Raw genomic sequence first — 21,175 nt, 5'->3', positions numbered from 1 at the left:
TCCCCCTTCGATTCACAGCAGAGGAACTTCATGGACAGCGTCAAGGTTATTGAAAACTGGCCGGTCGAGAATGCCTCGGCCGCCGTCGTACTGGCGGACGGCAGTGTGGCCGGCACAGCCGGGGATCTCGAGCGGCGGTACCCGCTGGCTTCGGTGACCAAGCTCCTGACCGCGTACAGCATGCTGGTGGCGCTGGATGAAGGAGCTCTGGAGCTGGACCAGCCCGCCGGGCCCGAGGGCTCCACGGTGCGGCACCTGCTGGCGCACAGTGCCGGCTATGACTTCGGTGAACGCACCGTCCGCTACGAGCCGGGAACCCGGCGCCTGTACTCCAATGCCGGATTCGAGGTGCTCGGGGAAACCCTGGAGGAGGCCACCGGCATTTCCATGGCCGACTACATGCGCGACGGTGTTCTCGCTCCCCTCGGCATGAACTCCACCGCGCTCGAAGGCTCCCCCGCCGCCGGCGCCGTCTCCACGGTGGCCGATCTCAGCCGGTTTGTCGCCGAGCTGCAGCAGCCCGTACTCACCGCGCCGGGACGCCTGGCCGAGGCAACCGCCGTCGTCTTCCCCGGCCTGTCCGGTGTCCTTCCCGGTTTCGGCCGGCAGAAGGAGAACGACTGGGGCCTGGGCTTTGAGATCCGCAATTCCAAGTCTCCGCATTGGACCGGTGGCAACAGCTCGCCGCGGACCTTCGGCCACTTCGGCCAGTCCGGTACGTTCCTCTGGGTGGACCCGGAGGCCGGTGCCGCGGCGGTGGCTCTGACGGACCGCGATTTTGGGCCCTGGGCTGCCGAGGTCTGGCCTCCGTTCACCGACGGTATTCTCGCGGAGCTCGGCCGCGCCTGACAGCTAGCGGTCCGGCCGGGCGTGAATGGGCCGCTCGGTCGGTTAGGCCGCTCGGGCGTGAATGGGCCGCTCGGTCGGTTAGGCCAGCTCGGAGGGTTAGGCCCGTCGAGCGGTTGGGCGGCGTGCGGTCGTGTGATCGCAGCCGTTTGGAGCTTGGGCGGGCCGGAGTGACCCTGCCCGCGCACTGGTTCCCACCGTTTGGGACAGGTGTTGCTGCTGTGACGACCGGGATCCCGGAAGCGCTCAAAGAGTGGGAACCAGTGCCCCGGCCGAGATCGAAACGACCCGAGACCGTTCGGCGGCAAGTCCGTAGTACAGATAACGGGCTTATCCGACTGGTAAAAGCCCGTTATCTGTACTACCGGTACCCGCCAAGGCGTACCGGTACCCGCCAAGGCCGTTTCTGTGCACCGAGCCCGAACCTCATGGCCCGAACCAAGAGTCCGACCCCACTGCCGAAGCCCGAACAGGAAATTCGGAGCAGGTCCTCCCTACCAGCGGCCGTTGCGCGGCTTCGGCTGGCACACGGGACAGCTGTACGAGGAGCGGTTCATGAAGGAATCGCGCCGGATCAGGGTGGAAAGCCCGACGGCGGCACACCGCGGACACGGTTCACCCTCGCGGCCGTAGGCGTTCAGGGACCGGGAAAAGTACCCGGAGGCGCCATTGACGTTCACGTAGAGGGAGTCGAAGCTGGTGCCTCCGGCGGCCAGGGCGCGGGTCATGACGTCGCGGGCGGACTCCACCAGGCGCAGGGCATCGGCCCGGCGCATCGTGTCGGTCGGCCGGGCGAAATGGAGTTTCGCGGCCCAGAGGGCTTCGTCGGCGTAGATGTTTCCCACGCCGGAGATCAGCCCCTGGTCCAGCAGTGCGCGCTTGATGCCGGTTTTGCGTTTGCGCAGCCGGACGTAGAAGTCTTCAAAGGAGAACGCCGGATCCAACGGGTCGCGCGCAATGTGCGCGGCTTCCTCGGGAATCAGCGGCAGCCCGGTCTCGGACAGGCCGCCGGGGGCGCCGTCGGGAGTGGGCTGAAGGTCGGTGAGGAACACGCCGCCGAAAATACGCTGATCCACAAACCGCAGCTCGGCCGGCATCGGCGTTCCGTCAGCGGACACCGCGGGGCTGAGCGTGAGCCGGACCTTGAGGTGTTTTTCGTCGGGCAGGTGCGGGTCTTCCATCAACAGCTGCCCGCTCATGCCCAGGTGGGCCATCAGCGCCAGCCGGGGAACGCCGTCGTCGGCCGACGGAAGGGACGGCGCAGCGGACACCGTGACAGAAGGGACGGAAGTGGCGGAGGAATCAGCGGAAGCCCCCGACGGCGCAGCCGGTTCGGCCTCAACCAGCGGCATCCACAGGAATTTGCCGCGGCGGGCCACGTCGGTGACGACGGCTCCCTCGAGGTTGCCGCGCAGGTCCTCGGGGCCGGCGGCATGGCGCCGCACGGAGCGGGGATCAAGGATTTCGACGCCGGTAATGGTCCGGCCGCGGACCCATGAGGCCAGTCCGCGGCGGACCACTTCCACTTCAGGCAGTTCGGGCACGGGAGCTAGGCTCCGGAAGCCGCGGAGCTGCCCGCGGGGCACACCATCTTCCAGGTCGCGGCGGCAGCTTCCTGCTCCGCTTCCTTCTTGGAGTGTCCGGTGCCGCTTCCGTAGGGCTTGTCGCCGATGTGGAGCACGGCGACAAAGCTGCGGGAATGGTCGGGGCCGGAGCCGGTGACCTTGTATTCGATGTCACCGAGCTTTCGGCTCGCCGCGATCTCCTGGATGCTGGTTTTCCAGTCGGTGCCGGCGCCCAGGGCGTCGGCGTTGCGCAGCAGCGGACCGATCAGCCGCATCACCATGGCGCGGGCGGTTTCGATCCCGTGGCACAGGTAGACGGCGCCGATCAGGGCTTCGGTGGTGTCCGCCAGGATGGAGGACTTGTCCCGGCCCTTGGTGAGTTTCTCGCCCTGGCCGAGCAGAATGTACTGGCCCAGTTCGAGTTCCCGGGCGACTCCGGCCAGCGCGCGGGTGCTGACGACGGCGGAGCGGCGCTTGGCCAGCTCGCCCTCGGACAGGTCCGGGTTGTCCCGGTACAGCGCGTCGGTGACGGAAAACCCCAGGATGGAGTCCCCCAGGAACTCCAGGCGTTCGTTCGTGGGGATGCCGCCCTGCTCGTAAGCGTAGGAGCGGTGCGTGAGGGCAAGACGAAGCGTCCCGGCGTCGATATCGACACCGAGACGCTTCAGAAGCTCTTCAGTATTCTTCACTTTTTGGTATTGACCCGAAAAGCAGTATTCATTTCCCCGTCCGACACTGCCGTGCAGGGAAGGAACACTGGTCTTAGACGTCCGCTACCTTGCGGCCCTTGTATTCAAGGAACAGCGCGGTACCAGCTGAGTCGGTCACGACCTTGGCCTGGTGAGGCAGGCTGTAGGTAACGCGGCCGTTCTCAACGGTTTTCACCAGGTTGGGGGCAGTTGCCTTCCACTGGGACCGGCGTGCACGCGTATTCGAGCGGGACATTTTCCGCTTGGGAACAGCCACGACTAACTCTCTTCTCTCTCGTCTGACTCTGTACTTGTTGCCGCAGAATTGTCTGCGGCGCTGCCAGCCAGCCCGGAGAGGGCTGCCCAGCGAGGATCCACTGTTTGGTGGTGGTGACCCGGATCCTCCTCAAGGCGCGCTCCGCATTCGGAGCAAAGGCCTTCGCAGTCCTCCCGGCACACCGGCTGGAACGGCAGGGTGGTTACCACTGCGTCCCGCAAAACCGGCTCAAGATCGATGACATCTCGCTCGATCCGGTGTTGCTCTTCTTCCTCTTCTGTTCCGAAAGACTCAGCGTCCTCGTAGTAGAAGAGTTCCTGCACATCGACTTCTTCGTCGTACGCGATGGGCTTCAGGCACCGTCCGCATTCTCCCTGAACAGGAGCGATGACGGTTCCGGATACTAAAATCCCCTCGTGCACGGCCTCGAACCTCAGGTCCAGATCAAGATCTGCACCTTCCGGCACGCCGATAAGCGCAACACCGAAGTCCTTCGGTGCCGGAACATGTTCGTGCATAGTCCGCATAACCCCCGGGCTGCGCCCGAGATCCTTGACACTAATGGCCAAGGGCGACGAACCCGGATTAATCCGCGACTGAACGCTAATGAGAACTCCTGTAGAACATAGACCGACATATCATCTTAGCCTGATACGGCCGATTCTCTCAAACTGCGCCGCAGCTCGCCTCAGATCGAGGCAGGGCACGGGCTGCTCATTCCAGTTTACAGCCCATAGCGCCGCCGGTTTACATCGCAGCCCTCCCGGCTCGCAAAAGGACCCCGCTCGCATAAACTGTCGGGATGCTTCCCTCCCTCCGCGTCCTGCCGCACCGCCTGGTGGTCCGGCTTCAGCGCGGAGTACCGCGCAGTGTCGATATCGCCGTCGCCACCGTCGTCTCCGCCCTGCTGATCTGGCTGTTTGCGGCTGTCCTGCTCTTCTACTATCCGCAGGTGCATGAACCTGCCGGGGCCGACGCCGTTGTGGTCCTTGCCGGTGCGGCATCGGAACGCCTGCCGGTGGGCCGGGACCTGTCCTACCAGGGCTACGCCGGCGATCTGGTGCTCTCCACCACGGACACCCCCGGCAACAGGATCACCGACATGTACTGCGACTACATTTCCAGCCCCGCGGTGACCTGCTTCTTGCCGGAGCCGCTGACCACCCGCGGCGAGGCCCGCGCCGTCGCCCGGCTGGCCGCGGACAACGGCTGGGACAACCTGATTGTGGTGACGTCCCGCTATCACCTGCTGCGCGCTGAAACCAACATCAGCCAGTGCTCGACGGCGACACTCACCATGGTGCCCTCCGACCCCGACCTCTCCCCCGGCCAGTGGCTGGGGCGGTTTGTCGAGGAGACCGGCGGGCTGGCGGCGTCGGTGCTGCGGCCTGCCTGCGCGAGCCGGATCTAGCGGCTCAGGCTCCTTTAGCGCGGCTTAGGCGCCCTGGTCCTGCTGCAGCCGCCGGAACGCGGCCAGCGGCACCAGCTCCTTGACATCGCCGCCGAGCGCCGAGACTTCCTTGATCAGCGTTGAGGACAGGTGGGTGTAGCGGCTCTCGGCCGGCAGGAACACGGTTTCGACGCCGGTCAGGTGACGGTTCATGACGGCCATGGGCAGCTCGTACTGGTAATCCTGGACCGAGCGCAGCCCCTTCACAATGGCGTCCACGCCGTGCTCGCGGCAGAAGTCGGCCAGCAGACCGTCGCCCATGGGAACAACCGAGACCCCGCGCAGGGCGCCCAGGGTTTCGCGTGCCATCGCGAGCCGTTCCGGGCCGGAAAACCGGTATTTCTTGGCGTAGTTGGTGGAGACCGCCACAATCACTTCATCGAACAGGCTGGCCGCGCGGGCTATCACCTCTACGTGTCCGTTGTGGATGGGGTCATAGGATCCGGGGCATACAGCGCGTCGCATAGGTCGAATCTACCCGGTCAAAGCGGGTAATACTGGAAGGCATGAGCTCTCCCCATTCCGCATCGCTGTTACGCTCCGACTCCGCCGGAGGAACCCCGCCCTGGCAGCGCACCGCCGCCGGCGCCAATCTTCTCGGCGCAGACGGAGCGCTGGGGGTGACCATCTTCGAGGAAATCACCGTCCTGTCCGGCCGGCACAACGCCATCAATTTGGGCCAAGGATTCCCCGATGAGGACGGTCCGGCCGAAGTGATGGAGGCAGCACGCGCCGCCATCCTCGATGGCAGAAACCAGTACGCACCCGGACAGGGACTGCCGGTGCTGCGCAACGCTGTCGCCGCCCACCAGGAACGCTTCTACGGGCTGTCCCTGGATCCGGACACCCAGATCATCATCAGCACCGGCGCCACCGAGGCCATTGCCGCCACCCTGCTGGCCCTGACCGGACCGGGCGACGAAGTCCTGACCTTCGAACCGTTTTATGACTCCTACGGGGCGATCATCGGCCTCAGCGGAGCCACCCACACCACGGCGCCGCTGCTGGCACCGGACTTCCAGCCGGATCTGGCCACCCTGGAAGACTCCTTCTCCGAGCGCACCCGGGTGGTGCTGGTAAACAACCCGCACAACCCCACCGGCGCCGTCTTTCCCGCCGAGACCCTCCAGCGGGTCGTGGAGCTGGCCGCCAAGTACAACGCGCTCATCGTGACCGACGAAGTGTATGAACACCTCACCTTCGGGCCCCGGCATGTTCCCGTGGCCACGCTGCCCGGCGCCGCGGAGCGCACCCTGACCATTTCCTCCGCCGGCAAAACGTTCTCCTTCACGGGCTGGAAGATTGGCTGGCTGTCCGGACCGGCGGAGCTGGTGGCAGCTGTGCGCGCCGTGAAGTCTTTCCTCAGCTACAGCTCCGGCACTCCGTTCCAGGGCGCCATTGCCCTGGGCCTCGGGATGGAGGACGCATTCTTTACCGGCGCCGCCAAGACACTGCAGGCCAAGCGCGACGTGCTGAGCGAGGGACTGCGTGCGGCCGGCCTGACCGTCTTCGAGCCGCAGGGAACCTACTTCGTCAACGCCGACGTCGCGCCCCTGGGCATCACCGACGCCACAGCACTGGCCCGCCGGTTGCCCGAGCTGGTGGGTGTGGGCGCCATCCCGGTGGCGGTGTTCTGCCATGAGGAGGGTGCCAGGCACACCCGGACGCTGCTGCGTTTTGCGTTCTGCAAAAAAACCGACGTGCTGCAGGAAGCGGCCGAGCGCATCGCCAAGCTGGGACAGGTGCTCTGATGGCGGTCAAAGCGCCAAAGAACGACGGGCGCACCCCGTCACGGCTGCTGCGCGGCATCGGCGCCCACGCCACCATCACCGAAGACGGGTTCAGTCCCGGGGCCTGGGTGCTGAGCATCGGCGGCGCCGAGCAGTCGCATGTGAACCTGGCCCATCCCGAGGAGATCTTCTACGAGTACCTGCGGCGGATCGGCAACGTCCTGGACCTGGCCGCTCCCGCGGGAGCGCCGCTGCGGGCCCTGCACCTGGGCGCCGGGGCGCTGACCCTCACCCGGTACCTGCAGGCCACCCGCCCGGGCTCGGAGCAGCACGCGGTGGAGCTGGAGCGTGAACTGCTGGACTTTGTCCTGGCGCACCTGCCGCTGCCCGAGGGCACCGTGCTGGAGACGGTCATCGGAGACGCGCGGGATGCGCTCTCGCGCTATGAACCCGGCACCTTCGACGCCATCGTTCTCGATGTCTTTGCCGGAGCAGACGCCCCCGAACACCTGACCACGCCGGAGTTCTATGCCGAGGCCGCTGCCCTGCTCTCCCCCTCCGGGGTTCTTCTGGTGAACGTGGGCGACGATCCGGGGCTGGCCTTCTGCCGGCGGCAGGTCCGCGCTCTCCAGGAGGGCCTGCAGGGAATCCCGGAGGCCGGCTTCGCGGCGCTGGCCGAGAAATCGATGTTCACCGGCCGCTTTCCGGGCAACATTGTCCTAGCCGCCACGGCCTTCCCATGGCCCGAGGAGTGGACCGCGCAGCTGCTGGCCGCCGGCCCGCATCCGGCGGAGGTCCTGACCGGTGAGCGGCTGGACGTGTTCGCCTCGGCCGGCTGAGCGGCGTACTCAGCTGAGCGGGTTAGGAGCCGGCAGCCGCCGCGTCGTCGTCGGTCTCGTCCTGGGTCTGCGCCGGTTCGGCGAACCAGAGCGTGGTTTCCCCGTACTTGCGTTCGCTGAAGCGTTCCATGCCCTCCGGCCAGACCGGTTCCGGTGAGCGGGTGGAGCGTTCCAGCACGACGACGGCGCCCTCGGCCAGGTGGCGGGGCAGCGCCCGGAGCACGGCGGAGAGGTCTTCCTCGTCCAGGTCGTAGGGCGGATCCAGAAACACCAGGTCCCAAGTGACGTCAGCGGGGACGCGCAGCAGGTAGGTGTCGGCTTTGGCGCGGTGCACGTTGACGATGCTGCGGCCGGCGGCATCGTTGATCAGCTTGGCGTTCTGCTTGCAGGTGCCGGCGGCCTTGTCGGCCAGTTCCACCAGGTCCACGGAGACGGCGCCGCGGCTGGCGCTTTCGACGCCGAGGGCGCCGGACCCGGCGAAGAGGTCCAGTACGCGGGCGCCGGAGAGGATGTCGTAGGACTCGAGCCGGGAAAACAGTGCTTCCTTGACCCGGTCCGTGGTGGGGCGGGTTCCCGTTCCGGGAACGCTGGTCAGGGAGGTTCCGCCGGCGGTTCCGGCAATGATGCGGCTCATGGGTTTTACTTTATCGGGCTTTAACTGTTCGCTGTGTCCGGCTGCCCCGGCCACGGGGCCGGCCACGGGGTCGGCCGCAGAGCCAGCCGCCCGGTAAGGCGCAGAGTCAGCCGCGGTCCAGGAAGGCTTCCTTCTCCGGGTTCAGGTAGTCCTCGATCGCCTCGTTCAGGGCCGGGTACTGCGTCAGCTCCGGGTCCTCCTCCACCAGGGCAGTGGCATCGGCGCGGGCCTTCTCGATCAGCGGTTCATCCTGGATAGCCCGCAGCAGCTTCAGCGTTGAGCGGCCGCCGGACTGCGAGGCGCCGAGGATGTCGCCTTCGCGCCGCAGCTCCAGGTCCCGGCGGGAGAGCTCGAAACCGTCGGTGGTCGAGGCCACGGCCTCCAGCCGCTCCCGGCTGGGATGTCCGGGTTCCAGCCGGGTTACCAGCAGGCAGGTGCCGGGCAGGCCGCCGCGGCCCACGCGGCCGCGCAGCTGGTGCAGCTGGGATATGCCGAAGCGGTCGGCGTCCTCGATGATCATCAGCGTTGCGTTGTGCACGTCCACCCCCACTTCGATGACGGTGGTGGAGATGAGCAGGTCAATTTCGCCGCGGTTGAAGGCGGCCATGGTTTCGGTCTTGTCCGCCGGGTCAAGCCGCCCGTGCAGGACGCCGATGCGCACGCCGGCGAGCGCGGGGACCTCGGAGAGCTGCTGGTGCATTTCGAGAACGGACGCCAGGTTCAGCTTGTCCGCTTTGCTTCCCGGGCCCGGACCGGCATCGAAGAAGGCCATGTCAAAACCCGGTTCCTCCTCCTTGTCCCCGATCTTGGGGCAGACCACGTACACCTGCCGGCCGGCGTCGATCTCTTCCCGTGCCCGTTCCCAGATGCGGCGGTTCCAGGCCGGCTTTTCCGACAGCGGCGCCATGAAGGTGGAAATGGGGGCGCGGCCGGCGGGCAGCTCGGAGAGCGTGGAGACATTCAGGTCCCCGAACACGGTCATTGCCACGGTCCGCGGAATGGGGGTGGCGGTCATGACCAGCAGGTGCGGGGTGCTGCGGCCCTTGGTGCGCAGGACGTCGCGCTGTTCGACGCCAAAACGGTGCTGCTCGTCGACGACGACGAGTCCCAGATCGGCGAACTGCACGTGCTCGGAGAGCAGGGCGTGCGTGCCGATGACGATGCCCGCGCTGCCGCTCGCGGCGTCCAGCAGGGCGGCACGGCGCTGGGCGGTGTTCATGGAGCCGGTCAGCAGCGTCACCTGCGTGGCGTCGTCATCGCTGCCCAGCCGGCCGCCCTGGCCCAGCGGGCCCAGCGTCCTGGTGATGGATTCGTAGTGCTGGGCGGCGAGGACCTCGGTGGGGGCCAGCAGCGCGGCCTGCCCGCCGGCGTCGATCACCTGCAGCATGGCGCGCAGGGCCACCAGGGTTTTGCCCGAGCCCACCTCGCCCTGCAGCAGCCGGTTCATCGGATGCGGGCGGGCCAGGTCCTCGCTCAGTTCCCGCCCGACGTCGAACTGGCCGTTGGTCAGCGTGAACGGCAGGGAGGCATCGAAGCGGTCCAGCAAGCCGCCGGTGCGGGGTGGACGGGCGGTGGCGTCCTCCTGCTCCGCAGCGCTGCGCCGCCGGGCCAAAGCGGTCTGCAGCACCAGCGCCTCCTGGTAGCGGAACCGGTGCCGGGCCTTGTAGGCCTCCCCCACTTCAGCGGGACGGTGGATCTTCTCGTACGCCTCGGTCAGGCCCAGCAGGTTTTCGCGTTTCCGGATGGGCTCGGGAATGGGGTCGTGCAGTTCTTCGGCCTGCATGGTGACCAGCAGCGCGTCGACGGCCTTCTTGATGTCCCAGCTGTTGAGCTTGGTGGTGGCCGGGTAGATGGGGATGGGCCGCTTGGCCTCTTCCTCGTCGTCGGCGTCCTCGGTGAGCACCACGTAGTTGGGGTTGGTCAGTGTCAGGTTGTTCCGGTAGACGCTCACCTTGCCGGAGAACATGGCGCGGGTGCCGACGGTGAGTTCCTGCTGCGCTTTCCAGCCGTTGAAGAAGGTCAGGTGCAGCAGGCCCAGGGCGCCGGAATCGTCGTCGGTGACGGTGACTTCCAGCAGCATGCCCTTGCGGGTCTGCATCCGCCGGGAGTTGGCGGTCTGCACCCGGGCAATCAGCGTGACGTCCTCGTCGTACGGGATGTCCGCGATGGGAGTCAGCTCGCCGCGCTCCATGTAGCGCCGCGGGAAATGGTGCAGCAGGTCGCCCACGGTTTTCAGGCCCAGCTGCTTGTCGAGCTTCGCGGCGGACGGCTTGCCGATGCGCCGGTCGAGCGGGAAATCGAGTTCCGGGGGAACGTTAGACTTCATGGGCCTCGTGGATCTCGCTGCCCTCGGCAATTTCATTCGTTTCGTGGCCGTCCGCGGACAGCTCCGTAATCGTCAGGTTCATGGGCTCGCCCACGGTGCGGAGCAGGTCAATGGCGGCACCGGCGTCGGGCGTGTGGACGTGCACGCGCCAGCGGTAGCCGTCCCCCACCGCGTTGACGGCGCTCATGATGACCGAGTCCCCCAGCTCGTCCAGCTGCAGGCGCAGGGTGGCGGCATCCAGCGGGCTGAGGTTGATGGTGCACATGACCTCCACCCCTTCCATCCGCGGCATGTTGCTGTGGATGTGCGGTGCCTGCACGTCGTAGCCGTGCAGCCCGTCCAGGAGTTCCTCCTGCAGTTCCTCGCCCAGTGCGGCCGCGCGCAGGGCATCCAGCACGAGCAGGAAGCCCACCCCGCCGGCGTCGACCACCTTGGCCTGGGTGAGGGCGTCCAGCTGCAGTTCGGTGTGTACGACGGCGGCCAGGGCGGCGTTCATGACCGCCCCCAGGGTGGTGGCCAGGCCCGCGTTGGAATCATCGCCGGTCTGGGCCGCCTGCTCGTCCATGGCGGCGCGGGCTGCTTCCTCCAGCACCGAGAGCATGGTTCCGGGCACCGGGTCGCTGAGGACGGACCAGGAGCGCAGCTGCGCCCGGTTCAAAGCGGTTGCCAGCAGGGGTGCCGAAAGCCGGGTGCTGCCCTGCAGCGGTTCGGCCATGGCGGTCAGGAAGACCGAAAGCAGGGTGCCGGAGTTGCCCTTGGCGTCCTCCATGGCGGCCCGGCCGGCGATTCCCAGCAGTTCGCCGATGTCCGTGGTCTCGGCGTCGGCGATGGCCCGGGACGCGGAACGGAGGGTGAGGTAGAGGTTGGTGCCGGTGTCGCCGTCGGCCACCGGGAAGATGTTGATCGCGTTGAGCCGGTCACTGTGGTTGCCCAGAGACACTTCCGCGTTGCTCAACCATCGCTTCAGCGCCTGTGCATTCGCGGTGATTTTGGTCTGCAAAGTGATCCCGTTTCCGTGCTGTCGCTGACATTCAGGCAGTAGGCGCCATCGCCTCCGTGCCCGTTTGGACAGTAGGAAGCCTACCGCAGTGACCTTGGCTGCGCCGATAACGATTTGCACAAATGTGGGAAGGTTGAGTCTATGGCGCACAAGCAGTACCCGGACATTGCCGCTGCGAGACACATGAGCACCGCACGCATGACGGACGAATCCACCTCCCCCGCGACTCCCCCAACCGGCACCCCTTCGGCCAGCCGCCCGGCTGCTCCGGCGCTGGCATCCCGGCCGGTTCGGTCCGCGCGTTACCGCAGGCAGAGGGCCGCGGCGGTCACCGTAATATCGCTCGTCATCCTTGCCGTTCCCACCCTGGCTGTCCTGCTTTTCCTCTTCGGATAACCGGGCCGGCTCCCCCTGGGATGCCGCATAACATATTGGCTGCGCTTTCGGCCGGAAAACTCCCTGAAACACGAATCCGCTACGCTAAGGGATTACATTGCACGTTTTTGCCTGTTGGGGGTTGTCCATTGCCGGTTGTCATGCCTATATACGGGACGCGTCCCGAGGCCATTAAGATGGCGCCCATTGTGGCTGCGCTGAAGAAGTCCACCGTGCTGGACTGCTTTGTCACCGTCACCGGGCAGCACCGTTCGATGCTGGACCAGGTCAACAACCTTTTCGGGATTGAACCGGACCACGACCTCAACATCTTTGAGCCCGGGCAGTCCCTCAACGGCATTCTTGCTCGAACCATCGACGGCCTGGAGAAGCTCTTCAATGTCAACCGGCCGGACGCCGTGATTGTCCAGGGCGACACCACAACCTCCACAGCCGCCGCCATGGCCGCGTTCTACCATGGGATCCCCGTGGTGCACCTTGAGGCCGGCCTCCGCAGCGGCGATCCCTCCTCCCCCTTCCCGGAGGAAGGCAACCGCAAGATCACCTCGCAGATTGCCTCCCTGCACCTTGCCCCCACCGAGGGCAGCCGGCAGAACCTGCTCGCGGAGAACGTCGATCCGGACAACATCGTCGTCACCGGGAACACCGTCATTGACGCCCTGCTGGCGACGGTGGAAAAGAATATTCCCTTTGTGGACCCGGTTCTGGAAGACCTGGCCGTTTCCGGGCGCAAAGTCCTCCTGGTCACGACGCACCGCCGGGAAAATCAGGGCGAAGGCATGCAGGGTATCGGCCGGGCCCTCGCCCGCATTGCCGCCGCTGAGCCTGACCTGACCATCGTGCTGCCGATCCATGCCAATCCGGTGGTCCGGGAAGCCGTGCTCCCCCACCTGAACGGTCTGGCCAACGTGCTGATTACCGAACCGCTGGAGTACGGCGAGTTCACCCGCCTGCTGTCCCTGGCCCACATCATCCTGACCGACTCCGGCGGAGTCCAGGAAGAGGCACCGAGCCTGGGCGTGCCCGTCCTGGTCATGCGCGAGAACACCGAACGGCCGGAAGCCGTCGACGCCGGCGTGGTGAAACTGATCGGCACAGACGAGGACCGCATAGTTTCCGAAGTGGGCAGCCTGCTGCACGACCGGGAGCATTTTAACTCCATGGCCGAAGCGATGAATCCCTACGGGGATGGGACTGCTGCGGTGCGGAGCCTCGATGCGCTCGAGAACCTTCTCAGCATATAGATCAGCCGACTCAACAGGGCAGATGCCAACCAGGACTAAGCACCGAAGTAAAAGTGTAAGCGGGAACTTTTCGCTGAGAAACAACTTGACTTCGCATCCTGCCGTAAAACAATACCGAGAGTCCGATACTCAATAGCTATCATCATGAGTGCTCATATGCGCTCAGGAGTGATATGTGACGCCATAAACCATAGCTAAAAACATAGGCGTTCGCGCGTTCTACAACTGTCCGGCTATCGTTTACAAATAAAACCTAGGAGAACTTACCATTTCTATCCCAACCAGACAGGTACTCATGATAGAGGCAGGGCGCGGGACCGCATCTAACTCTGCGCCTCTTTATTTGGACCCGGTTCTCCACACTGCAGAGGTGCCAGCATGACAACGCATAACGGAACACTTACGCGATCACTAACGGAACCTGTGGATCGCCTAATAGATGATATTGTCAATAACAACTACGCCTTTATCCATCTGACGGATTCTAAAGGTGTGATGGGCAGTAATTCGTTTATCAAGACCGCCTACCTGAACACCGCAGTTCGAGAAAGAGCAGTGGTGTTGGCGAAAGCTGGTTATTATGTCTATCGAGTTGTCGACGGCGTCGCCCGCTTCGTTCATGAAGAATACATACCATCGCTTTGGCATCTGGTGAAGGATGGCACCTACAAAAAGTCCGAGGAAGGTTTGATATATAACCTCGAGGCTCCTATTGCAGGAGGGCCAGCACGGAATTTGGTCGTTGTTTTCTCTTCAATTAGTAGTGATATATTCGGTAACGGTCTGTCACGCTACTTCAACCAGAACTACAAGTCTCTGTATAAGTATCTTCCGCATGACACCGCCATATTGAGAATTGCAGATATTGGTGGAATCGTCGGCTCCTTCTACTTGAACACGCAATTCGCACCGAAAAACACTGAGCGCATTGCGTCGCTGATCGAATCTGTGCGTATGGATTTGAGCCTTGATAAAGACGCAGTCATAACGTACGGCGCATCCAAGGGCGCCACCGGAGCACTCTTCCACGCTTTGGCGAGCGGCTATAAGGGTGTTTGCGTAGAGCCGATCGTCAATGATCAGTATTACGAAACCGCATATGAAGATTCTCATTTCACTGCGGACGGCGTATTTACCGATAGCAAAGAAGCAGTGTTCACGAAACTGCTAGACAGGACAAATACCAGCGGCGCGTCAACTTCAGCAACGCCGAGTACCAGCATCGTGGTTATTTACTCAGACCAATCCCCTCAAGCTGCCTACATAGACAAAATCATCCGGTCGAACCCCTCATCCACTCTAAGCCTAGTCAACTACCGCCATCCATTGATAAAGGATCATCCGGATGTTAGCCCACAGTCGTTAAATCTAGTCTCCATGTACATGAACATGATGTGCTATGGATTACCCATTGAGGGCGGAAATCATGAGTTTATTTGCGAAGGGCCAGGGAGCAGCACCTGAGTATTGGTTCCAGCATTGGACCATGTTCTTGGCACTACTTATCTCGCGAGGAGAAGCGAGTGTTGGATCAGCAAACCCTCCCCCAACAAGAACAGCCGCCGCTGGTTCTTCGACGCCAGCGGCAGCTGCATGATCCCTCACTCGAATGCGCCGCCCTAGTGCGGTTACCCCCGCCAAAGGGTGTGTAAATCCCCGGCACCAAATGCCAAGCGCTGCCCGTCCCCCCCCACGTGAGGCTGCCGGATCCCGTAACGACGTCTCAAGAGCGTCCAGAGTATACGAGAGGAACGCAAAAAGTTGTGACGCTGCGGCCCTTCCTAGCCAGTTACACGGATCGCGAAAGAGGTGGGCCTATACAGATTAAGCATGGATATCTTGTAGCAGGTTTGTCCACTTATCCACGACGAACTTCTCACTGAAACGCTCGTAGACACTCGGGCACTCAGAAGCTAACTGAACTCGCAGCTTATCGTTTCGGAGCAGTAAGAGGATCGAAGCCGCAAGCTCGTTGACGTTGCTCCTGTCGATGACGAGCCCGTCCACGCCATCACGGATTAACGCTCGTATTCCATATTTTGAATCGTAGGCAATAGGGACGCAGCCATACTGCATGGATTCCTGAATAGAAAGCCCGAACCCCTCATAAAGAGTCGGGAAAAGACCAATAGAGGCCCGGGAATAAACCTCTCTGGAACCGTTTGAAAAACCCATTATTCGAACATTGTCCGATAGCCCCTGGGCTTCGATTTCAGTACGCATAGCATCTTCCATGGGACCGCGTCCATACAATTCAAGGTGGGCCAGTGGAAAATGATCAACAACCTGCCGAAAGGCTTGGATCGCGTCAATCTGCCCTTTGTGCTCAGCATAACGCCCTAAGAGTACGACACGATAGGGATCACGATCAGCATCCGCCGGCAGATCTTCTACAGTGTGATGCGGAATCACGGTAATATTATTTACGGGATAGAACTGTTTCAGGATGTCATTCTTTTGATCGTCAGTCAGAACGACCACAGCATCGTACTCATGAATATGATTAAAAAAATCTAGGAGCTCACGCTTCACCGGAGCACCATATCTGTTCGATCCCGTGAGGTGATTATTGTGAAGCGTATAGATAACCCGAAGCCCTGGCAATACCTTCTGAAGATCCTGCAACGAGCGCCGAAAAAATCCGTATTCGCTGATTAAACTAGAACGCTTATCTGCAGGAAGAACAAATGCTTGCAGCCAGTGAGCGATTAATTCACCAGTGGAACCGAAAGATATTGATCCCGAAGGTGTATGTAGTTCCAGAAGCGCCTTAGAACCATCACCGCGCGATCCCGTGTAGTTTGACAGGTATAAATTTCCTCCACGGCCGTAATAGTCGGTCTGGACGGGCTTATTATCATGACCAATTCTTTCAACTTTGCGTGTGTAGCCCTTTGAGTCATAAGCCGTGCGTTTAACTCTGGTTCCATCTACCAAGCTATCGATAAAGACGACCCGCCCCTTTTGTGACCACGCAAACATCACGTACTTGCCTTGGGTGTAGACACGGGATATCGAGGGGTTTGAATTATCATCGATTACTGTGTATTCATCGCCCAAGGCCATGACGTCGACGTCTGAACGATCATCCGCTCCCGAGTCCCCTGCAAGATCATTATGCATGTAGCGAACAAACGTCCCCTGGTCGAGATCGCCGTTCTTGCGCAGGGCAGCGACACTCGCTTCGAAATCAACATAGTGATCGTTGACAAGCAACGTATGCTTGATGCCGTGCTTCGAAAAGGCTTTGCAACGACGCAGCACTGACATCGCAAGGCCCACTGGGTTGGGCTTTACTGGCCCGTGCGTCATGATGAAAAGCGGTTCCATTCCAGATCCCTATCTTTATATGTAAAAGCTTATCCGCTCAAAATCCCATAAGGACTACTCAACAATACCGAAACGTTTCAAGAACCATTTGGCCCCGAAGATAATTCGATAAACGCTTACTCTTCGTGGATACGGCGATATGCTGCACAATACCGCTGAAGTATCTCCTCGGTGTTGGAGTTCGCGTCCGTGCTCCTATCTATGGTCCCTAGATAAGGCCTCTACGCACCTTCTAGGCGGGCCTCGGATTATCCAGGACTAGCGTTTTGAATGATTCGATGCCTGCCTTCTGGTACACCTCATGATCAAATTGATTGAATATCAAGTTTTCTTCCAGATATCGAATCATTCCCTGAGCCAATCCCTCAGAGGTGTTTTCCACTAGCAAGCCGTACCCATCCTCAAGCACGCTTCGTGGGCCGGTAACATCTGTGGAGATAACAGGCTTGCCCAAAATTAGGGCTTCGAGGATTGCTATACCCTGTCCCTCGTAGTCAGAAGCAAATACGAAACAATCAGTGTTCGCAATAATTGGGTACGGGTTCATTCTCATCCCGGCCATAAACACGTTATTGTCTATACCAAGATCAGTTATCAGCGAGATTATTTGGGCCTTCATAGGACCGTCTCCGACGATTACGAGACGGGCATCATCAAACTCGCGAACCACTCTCGCGAAGGCGGCAACAAGCTTAAGATGGCATTTCTCGGGGGACAACCTTCCCACGGATACGAATGACCGGCCGTTTGGCCGAAGCCAGGCGGCTATGTCCTCATCCAGGTCATTCTCCGCACCCTGGATTGTTTCCGCAGGATTTATGATGTTGTTCGTAAACTTGAACGATTCATGCGGCAAAGCGAAATCGGGCGCCAGGTCACGCGCGTTGTCCTCGGAGGCGCTCTTACTGACCGAGACGAGCTGGTCGTAGTAACCATAGAGTCGGAATAGGCCTTCCAAGTATGGGAACCTGCTGAGCCATTCATTCTCCATCACGCTGTGAAGGAAAATAGAGGAGACTCTTGGCTTGATTTCTGCATTCCCAAATAAGGATGCCCAGAAGCGCGCATATCCTTCAAAACAAACTATATAGTCAAATTCGGCAGTCCCAAACATGCGACGGAATTCTCTGCGGTGCGCTAGTTCATAATGAGACCACATTTCCTCACTGTCGAGATTATGCTGCGAATTGAACTTGTCGATGATCCATCGCTCGTCTGGGGTTACAAGATGCATTCCCACACGACCAATGGCACGCACGTGGGCTGGGTTTTCCGCAAACTTAGCTGCCCGACCTGCATCGGACGAAACAGCAACGGGATCCACCGCTACGTGAAGGTTGTATTCAGCCGGCGATAGCTCGTTAGCAAGATTCAGGTAGGAGGACGTGACGCCGTTCGGGATGAATGACCCTGCGTACATCAGCACATTCGGCAATTTCTTGGCTATGGGTGTCTGTAAGAACTCATTGTCTCCAAAGAAGAAGAACTCCAAGGCTCGCACAGCAGAATGGCCGCTCTCCATTTCGTGGAACGTCTCACGGTGCTTCGACTCGTCTTCAGGACCAGTGTCGCCCTGTGCGGCTTGACCGATTGCATTCAGCGTCGACTCTAGATCACGGCATAGAGCTCCACCCATGTCTTCTAGGTCGAAATACAGTCCCCGTTCTGACTGGTATTCATCTAAATCGTAGGCGTAGAAGACTATTGGACGCCGCGTCGGCATGAAATCAAACATGATGCTCGAATAATCAGTCACGAGCACGTCAACGAGGGCTAATAAGTCATTCGTATCAATATCTGGGGAAACGCTGTACTTCTCGAAGACGGAGCCACTAACCGAGCTTTCGTCGACCGAGTGGCCGCGGTAGAGGAAGTGCCAGTCACCTCCACCCATGGCTTCTAGATCTCGAGCAAGTCGGACTTCATCCAGGTTTTTGTTCGCAAGTGTTCCTCGCCAAGTCGGTGCATAAAGTACTACGCGCTTGTCTTTAGCGATGCCAAGTCTCGATTTAAGGGCACTTACAGTATCTTCCGATGATGCTATTGTACTGTCAATTCGCGGATATCCCGTGACCGCTAGCTTTCCTTGGTATAACGCATCGATTTCGTACTTGTTTACAAGACATTCAGCCGTAAATTTGTTCGGAAATATTATGTGCGTCGCTTGGAGAAAGTTGCGGGCGGCATTTTTGTGGTCCATAACACCACTCTTGATGTCGCGGCCCAGCGTCTTTATCGGGGTACCGTGCCAAGTATTCAGATACTCTTGGCCGTCCCTGCGTGTGAAGTACGGGGGAAACGTGTTGTTATTTATTAGGTACTTTGCGGACGCAATGTATCTTAGATACAAGTCGCTTTCTCGGCCGACGAAGAGTATATCCCGATTTTGCCGAAGCTCCTGCGGAATTTTTGTTTTGTCGTTCAGTACCCAGACGTGCGTATATCCCTGAAACCTGGGGTCGTTGACAATTTTTCTGAACATCGCGAGGGGATTACAAGAAATTGAGGCACCGTGACTACTCTCATACACTATCGTCATGGGCTCGATCGCCGTCGTTTCGGCATACTCGAGATAGGTCATTGACTTACGAGTGGCCGTGTTTTTTAGATAGGGGGTGATATCAACACCCACAGCACGCTTGAAGATTCGAAGGTCACAGTAAACCGTTGTAGCTTCTTCGTACTTCCCTTGGGCAGCAAGAACGGTCCCTAAGCGGTAATAGAGATACGGTGCGTGGCTCTCTGTTCTGGCGATCGCTGCACGATATGCCCGTTCCGCAAGAGAGAACAGACCTGCGGTCTCTGCTTGGCGGCCTGCAACTTCACATAGTTGTCCCGACTGGCTCGTCAGCGCATCCTCCAGCGACTGGACAAGCAGATCCTTCATATAGCCGGGTTCTAGCCCCTCCGCAAATGGTTCCGGCAAGCTGAACTCGGGATGGTTCGGCGGATAGAACTTCCTATACGCGTCACATGCTTCCGGGAACCGGCCACTACCCGCCAGTACCTGTCCAAGACGGTAGGACCAATACTGGCTGTGACCTTTCGACAGGGTTACTGCATGGGCATAGCAACCAGCAGCGAGCAGCAGCTCCCCAGCCCGCTCGAAGGACAACCCACGTCGATAGTGCCACATGGGGATATCGGGGTTTAGGAATATTGCTCGAGCCAAGAAACGTTCTGCTTCCTGCCAGGAGTATGTCTTTTGTAGCGCAAGACCAACCCTAAAGTTGAGCTCGGCTCTTTCTGGGTTCCGCTGCAAAGCCTGCTTGTACGCTTCCGCGGCCAGCCCCCACTGTCCCTTATTTTGGAAAAAGACACCGATGCCTATGCTCTTAGAGTCATAACGGTTATCAAATTCAACCGCACGCAGGAAGCACTTCTCCGCGATAACGGACCGACCACAGCTCTGCCATGCCCAGCCCATCATGAAATGAGAGTCTGCGTCAGACGGATCAATAGCCAGCACTTCGCCGTAGCATTCGGCCGCTTCCTCGAATTTGTTCATGCCGAACAGTGCGCCCGCGAGGTCCTTCAACCATCCCTTGTCGTTCCTGTGGGAGTCGTAGCCTGCCTGAAGGGCATCTAAGCGTGCCCATGCGGGTCCCTTGTTCGCGCTGACGTCCTGGAGGGTTCGCCGGTGGGAGGCCCGTTCGAGGGTCAACTGCTGACTGCTAATTGCTGCAGCACACTTTTCTCTGCGCGACTCCCATTTAAGCTGGTTAGGATCAATCAACAGAGCGGCATCGTAGTGTTCAAGTGCCTGTGTATAGTCTTTCCGACGCTCATGTACGAAGGCCAGACGATATTCCCACGCCGCATTTTGCGGAGCAAGTTCGAGGGCACGCTCTAAATGCGGTACAGCGTCGTCGAGCATATCCATTCGAAAGAGCGCGTGCCCTAGTCGGAACCGAACCTTCGGGTTCTCAGCTTGCCCATATTTCAGAAGCTTCTCGTAGACGTTAGCGGCTGCGGGCCAGTTATCTTTCTTCTCGAAGTTCCGAGCCTGCGCATACGCAGCCTGCCAACCGAACATGATACTCCTAATACTATGTGGTTTCCGCGGGCAACAGTTAGGCCACCCGGTATCGCTGAGGTTTACGCGACTGGGACGGCAGTAAGCTGTTCGTTGGCGCGGATGAGGTCGTCAGCGAAGTCGACTTCGACCGCATAAAAATCGCTGATATCAATCGGGAGATACTTGACAGAATCTTTCGTGATGGTCTTCTCCATGCCACGCTCGAAATAGTCTTGGTCCTTGACCTGCTCCAAACGTTTGATGAGCTTTTTCTTGTCTTTGGACGAAACGAAGTTGATTCCTACTGCTTCTCCGAGCGCATTTTTCACTGACTTCGACAGCTGGTCAATACTGCCTTGGTCATCCACTGTATATTTCACTTCTTCATCAGACACTGAAGAAGTATCTACTGCGACGAACGACTGGTCGGCCTTGATTATAGGACGGAGATACTCAAGCATTGCCGGGTCAAATACAACATCTCCGTTCATCCAAAGCACGCCTCCCTTGGTTGAATTCCGAAGAGCTTTGAGAAGGCTCTTAGAGGTATTCGTCTGATCGTACGCTTCGTTATAAATGTAAGAAGCATCCGGCACGTGCTCCATAATCATTTCGAGTTTGAAACCAACGACTATGCTCAGACGGAGTTTTTTCCCGAAGGCCGCCTTCAGGTTCTGAACCTGTTGCGTCATTATCGTGCGGCCATCGTCGAGTTCAGTCAGGGACTTGGGATGAGGGCGGGCCAGTCTGGTTCCCATTCCCGCGGCCAAAATTACTACTTGCACTGTCATTTTCGTTCCTTATTTGCATAGGGTCGTGAGACTCTTGTAA

General features: G+C 60.3%; 18 protein-coding genes. 7 read left to right on the top strand and 11 right to left on the bottom strand.

All coding sequences use genetic code 11. The annotated features are described in order from the left end of the window. Positions 1 to 30 precede the first annotated feature (30 nt). Entirely contained in the window at positions 31 to 849 is an 819-nt protein-coding gene (locus WKB88_RS11995; protein ID WP_341394794.1) for a serine hydrolase domain-containing protein, read from the top strand. A 491-nt stretch (positions 850 to 1,340) separates the two neighbouring features. Here the strand turns inward: WKB88_RS11995 and mutM are convergent, their stop codons facing one another. From mutM to WKB88_RS11975, 4 genes are all read right to left on the bottom strand, one after another. Then, the gene (gene mutM, locus WKB88_RS11990) at positions 1,341 to 2,390 is read right to left on the bottom strand and encodes a bifunctional DNA-formamidopyrimidine glycosylase/DNA-(apurinic or apyrimidinic site) lyase (protein ID WP_341394793.1); all 1,050 of its coding nucleotides are present in this window, start codon (positions 2,388 to 2,390) and stop codon (positions 1,341 to 1,343) included. Positions 2,391 to 2,395: 5 nt separating this feature from the next. Next, positions 2,396 to 3,100: a ribonuclease III gene (gene rnc / locus WKB88_RS11985; RefSeq protein ID WP_341394792.1), complete on the bottom strand. Its 705-nt coding sequence runs from the start codon at positions 3,098 to 3,100 to the stop codon at positions 2,396 to 2,398. A 73-nt stretch (positions 3,101 to 3,173) separates the two neighbouring features. Then, the gene (gene rpmF / locus WKB88_RS11980; protein ID WP_055240805.1) at positions 3,174 to 3,377 is read right to left on the bottom strand and encodes a 50S ribosomal protein L32; all 204 of its coding nucleotides are present in this window, start codon (positions 3,375 to 3,377) and stop codon (positions 3,174 to 3,176) included. 2 nt (positions 3,378 to 3,379) lie between these two features. Continuing rightward, positions 3,380 to 3,946, bottom strand: coding sequence for a YceD family protein (locus WKB88_RS11975; RefSeq protein ID WP_341394791.1), 567 nt, complete (start codon positions 3,944 to 3,946; stop codon positions 3,380 to 3,382). 233 nt (positions 3,947 to 4,179) lie between these two features. Between WKB88_RS11975 and WKB88_RS11970 the strand changes: the two genes are divergently transcribed. Next, positions 4,180 to 4,788: a YdcF family protein gene (locus tag WKB88_RS11970; protein WP_341394790.1), complete on the top strand. Its 609-nt coding sequence runs from the start codon at positions 4,180 to 4,182 to the stop codon at positions 4,786 to 4,788. A gap of 24 nt (positions 4,789 to 4,812) precedes the next feature. Here WKB88_RS11970 and coaD read toward each other — a convergent pair whose 3' ends face one another. Next, positions 4,813 to 5,292, bottom strand: a complete 480-nt coding sequence (gene coaD, locus WKB88_RS11965) for a pantetheine-phosphate adenylyltransferase (protein WP_341394789.1) — start codon at positions 5,290 to 5,292, stop codon at positions 4,813 to 4,815. A 41-nt stretch (positions 5,293 to 5,333) separates the two neighbouring features. Between coaD and WKB88_RS11960 the strand changes: the two genes are divergently transcribed. Continuing rightward, complete coding sequence (locus WKB88_RS11960) at positions 5,334 to 6,578, top strand: aminotransferase class I/II-fold pyridoxal phosphate-dependent enzyme (RefSeq protein WP_341394788.1); 1,245 nt, start codon at positions 5,334 to 5,336, stop codon at positions 6,576 to 6,578. Then, positions 6,578 to 7,396 (top strand): spermidine synthase, encoded by an 819-nt coding sequence (locus WKB88_RS11955; protein WP_341394787.1) that lies wholly within the window; start codon positions 6,578 to 6,580, stop codon positions 7,394 to 7,396. Before WKB88_RS11960 ends, WKB88_RS11955 begins: the two co-directional genes overlap by 1 nt. A 22-nt stretch (positions 7,397 to 7,418) precedes the next feature. Here WKB88_RS11955 and rsmD read toward each other — a convergent pair whose 3' ends face one another. From rsmD to WKB88_RS11940, 3 genes are all read right to left on the bottom strand, one after another. Next, the gene (gene rsmD / locus WKB88_RS11950) at positions 7,419 to 8,030 is read right to left on the bottom strand and encodes a 16S rRNA (guanine(966)-N(2))-methyltransferase RsmD (RefSeq protein WP_341394786.1); all 612 of its coding nucleotides are present in this window, start codon (positions 8,028 to 8,030) and stop codon (positions 7,419 to 7,421) included. 106 nt (positions 8,031 to 8,136) lie between these two features. Next, positions 8,137 to 10,356 carry an ATP-dependent DNA helicase RecG gene (gene recG / locus WKB88_RS11945; RefSeq protein WP_341394785.1) on the bottom strand — a complete coding sequence of 740 codons (2,220 nt, stop codon included), beginning with the start codon at positions 10,354 to 10,356 and terminating at the stop codon, positions 8,137 to 8,139. After that, positions 10,346 to 11,311: a DAK2 domain-containing protein gene (locus WKB88_RS11940; RefSeq protein ID WP_445818915.1), complete on the bottom strand. Its 966-nt coding sequence runs from the start codon at positions 11,309 to 11,311 to the stop codon at positions 10,346 to 10,348. The genes recG and WKB88_RS11940 overlap by 11 nt, the downstream gene beginning before the upstream one ends. A gap of 186 nt (positions 11,312 to 11,497) precedes the next feature. On the opposite strand from WKB88_RS11940, the gene WKB88_RS11935 reads away from it, so the two are divergent. From WKB88_RS11935 to WKB88_RS11925, 3 genes are all read left to right on the top strand, one after another. Next, a complete protein-coding gene (locus tag WKB88_RS11935) occupies positions 11,498 to 11,752 on the top strand; it encodes a hypothetical protein (RefSeq protein WP_341394784.1) in 255 nt (84 codons plus the stop codon). A 128-nt stretch (positions 11,753 to 11,880) separates the two neighbouring features. Then, entirely contained in the window at positions 11,881 to 12,996 is a 1,116-nt protein-coding gene (gene wecB, locus WKB88_RS11930) for a non-hydrolyzing UDP-N-acetylglucosamine 2-epimerase (RefSeq protein ID WP_445818914.1), read from the top strand. Between the two features lie 378 nt (positions 12,997 to 13,374). After that, the gene (locus tag WKB88_RS11925; RefSeq protein WP_341394782.1) at positions 13,375 to 14,460 is read left to right on the top strand and encodes an XcbB/CpsF family capsular polysaccharide biosynthesis protein; all 1,086 of its coding nucleotides are present in this window, start codon (positions 13,375 to 13,377) and stop codon (positions 14,458 to 14,460) included. 360 nt (positions 14,461 to 14,820) lie between these two features. On the opposite strand, the gene WKB88_RS11920 is transcribed toward WKB88_RS11925, so the two are convergent. The 3 genes from WKB88_RS11920 to WKB88_RS11910 form a co-directional block, all read right to left on the bottom strand. After that, positions 14,821 to 16,326: a glycosyltransferase gene (locus tag WKB88_RS11920; protein WP_341394781.1), complete on the bottom strand. Its 1,506-nt coding sequence runs from the start codon at positions 16,324 to 16,326 to the stop codon at positions 14,821 to 14,823. Between the two features lie 232 nt (positions 16,327 to 16,558). After that, entirely contained in the window at positions 16,559 to 20,362 is a 3,804-nt protein-coding gene (locus WKB88_RS11915) for a CDP-glycerol glycerophosphotransferase family protein (protein WP_341394780.1), read from the bottom strand. Positions 20,363 to 20,424: 62 nt separating this feature from the next. Beyond that, entirely contained in the window at positions 20,425 to 21,135 is a 711-nt protein-coding gene (locus tag WKB88_RS11910; protein ID WP_341394779.1) for a phosphocholine cytidylyltransferase family protein, read from the bottom strand. Positions 21,136 to 21,175 lie beyond the last annotated feature (40 nt).

Origin of the sequence: Arthrobacter sp. G119Y2, assembly GCF_038069765.1 — a bacterium.
In the GTDB taxonomy this organism is placed as follows: Bacteria; Actinomycetota; Actinomycetes; order Actinomycetales; family Micrococcaceae; genus Arthrobacter_B.
Note: the sequence above shows the minus strand (reverse complement) of the source record. Positions and strands in the feature narration are given on the sequence as shown.

Bases quoted from the DNA above. Each gene is read 5' to 3' on its own strand.
- WKB88_RS11995 (WP_341394794.1), top strand. From the start codon at position 31: ATGGACAGCGTCAAGGTTATTGAAAACTGGCCGGTCGAGAATGCCTCG.
- WKB88_RS11970 (WP_341394790.1), top strand. From the start codon at position 4,180: ATGCTTCCCTCCCTCCGCGTCCTGCCGCACCGCCTGGTGGTCCGGCTT.
- coaD (WP_341394789.1), bottom strand. From the start codon at position 5,292: ATGCGACGCGCTGTATGCCCCGGATCCTATGACCCCATCCACAACGGA.
- WKB88_RS11960 (WP_341394788.1), top strand. From the start codon at position 5,334: ATGAGCTCTCCCCATTCCGCATCGCTGTTACGCTCCGACTCCGCCGGA.
- WKB88_RS11955 (WP_341394787.1), top strand. From the start codon at position 6,578: ATGGCGGTCAAAGCGCCAAAGAACGACGGGCGCACCCCGTCACGGCTG.
- rsmD (WP_341394786.1), bottom strand. From the start codon at position 8,030: ATGAGCCGCATCATTGCCGGAACCGCCGGCGGAACCTCCCTGACCAGC.
- recG (WP_341394785.1), bottom strand. From the start codon at position 10,356: ATGAAGTCTAACGTTCCCCCGGAACTCGATTTCCCGCTCGACCGGCGC.
- WKB88_RS11935 (WP_341394784.1), top strand. From the start codon at position 11,498: ATGGCGCACAAGCAGTACCCGGACATTGCCGCTGCGAGACACATGAGC.
- WKB88_RS11925 (WP_341394782.1), top strand. From the start codon at position 13,375: ATGACAACGCATAACGGAACACTTACGCGATCACTAACGGAACCTGTG.
- WKB88_RS11920 (WP_341394781.1), bottom strand. From the start codon at position 16,326: ATGGAACCGCTTTTCATCATGACGCACGGGCCAGTAAAGCCCAACCCA.
- WKB88_RS11915 (WP_341394780.1), bottom strand. From the start codon at position 20,362: ATGTTCGGTTGGCAGGCTGCGTATGCGCAGGCTCGGAACTTCGAGAAG.
- WKB88_RS11910 (WP_341394779.1), bottom strand. From the start codon at position 21,135: ATGACAGTGCAAGTAGTAATTTTGGCCGCGGGAATGGGAACCAGACTG.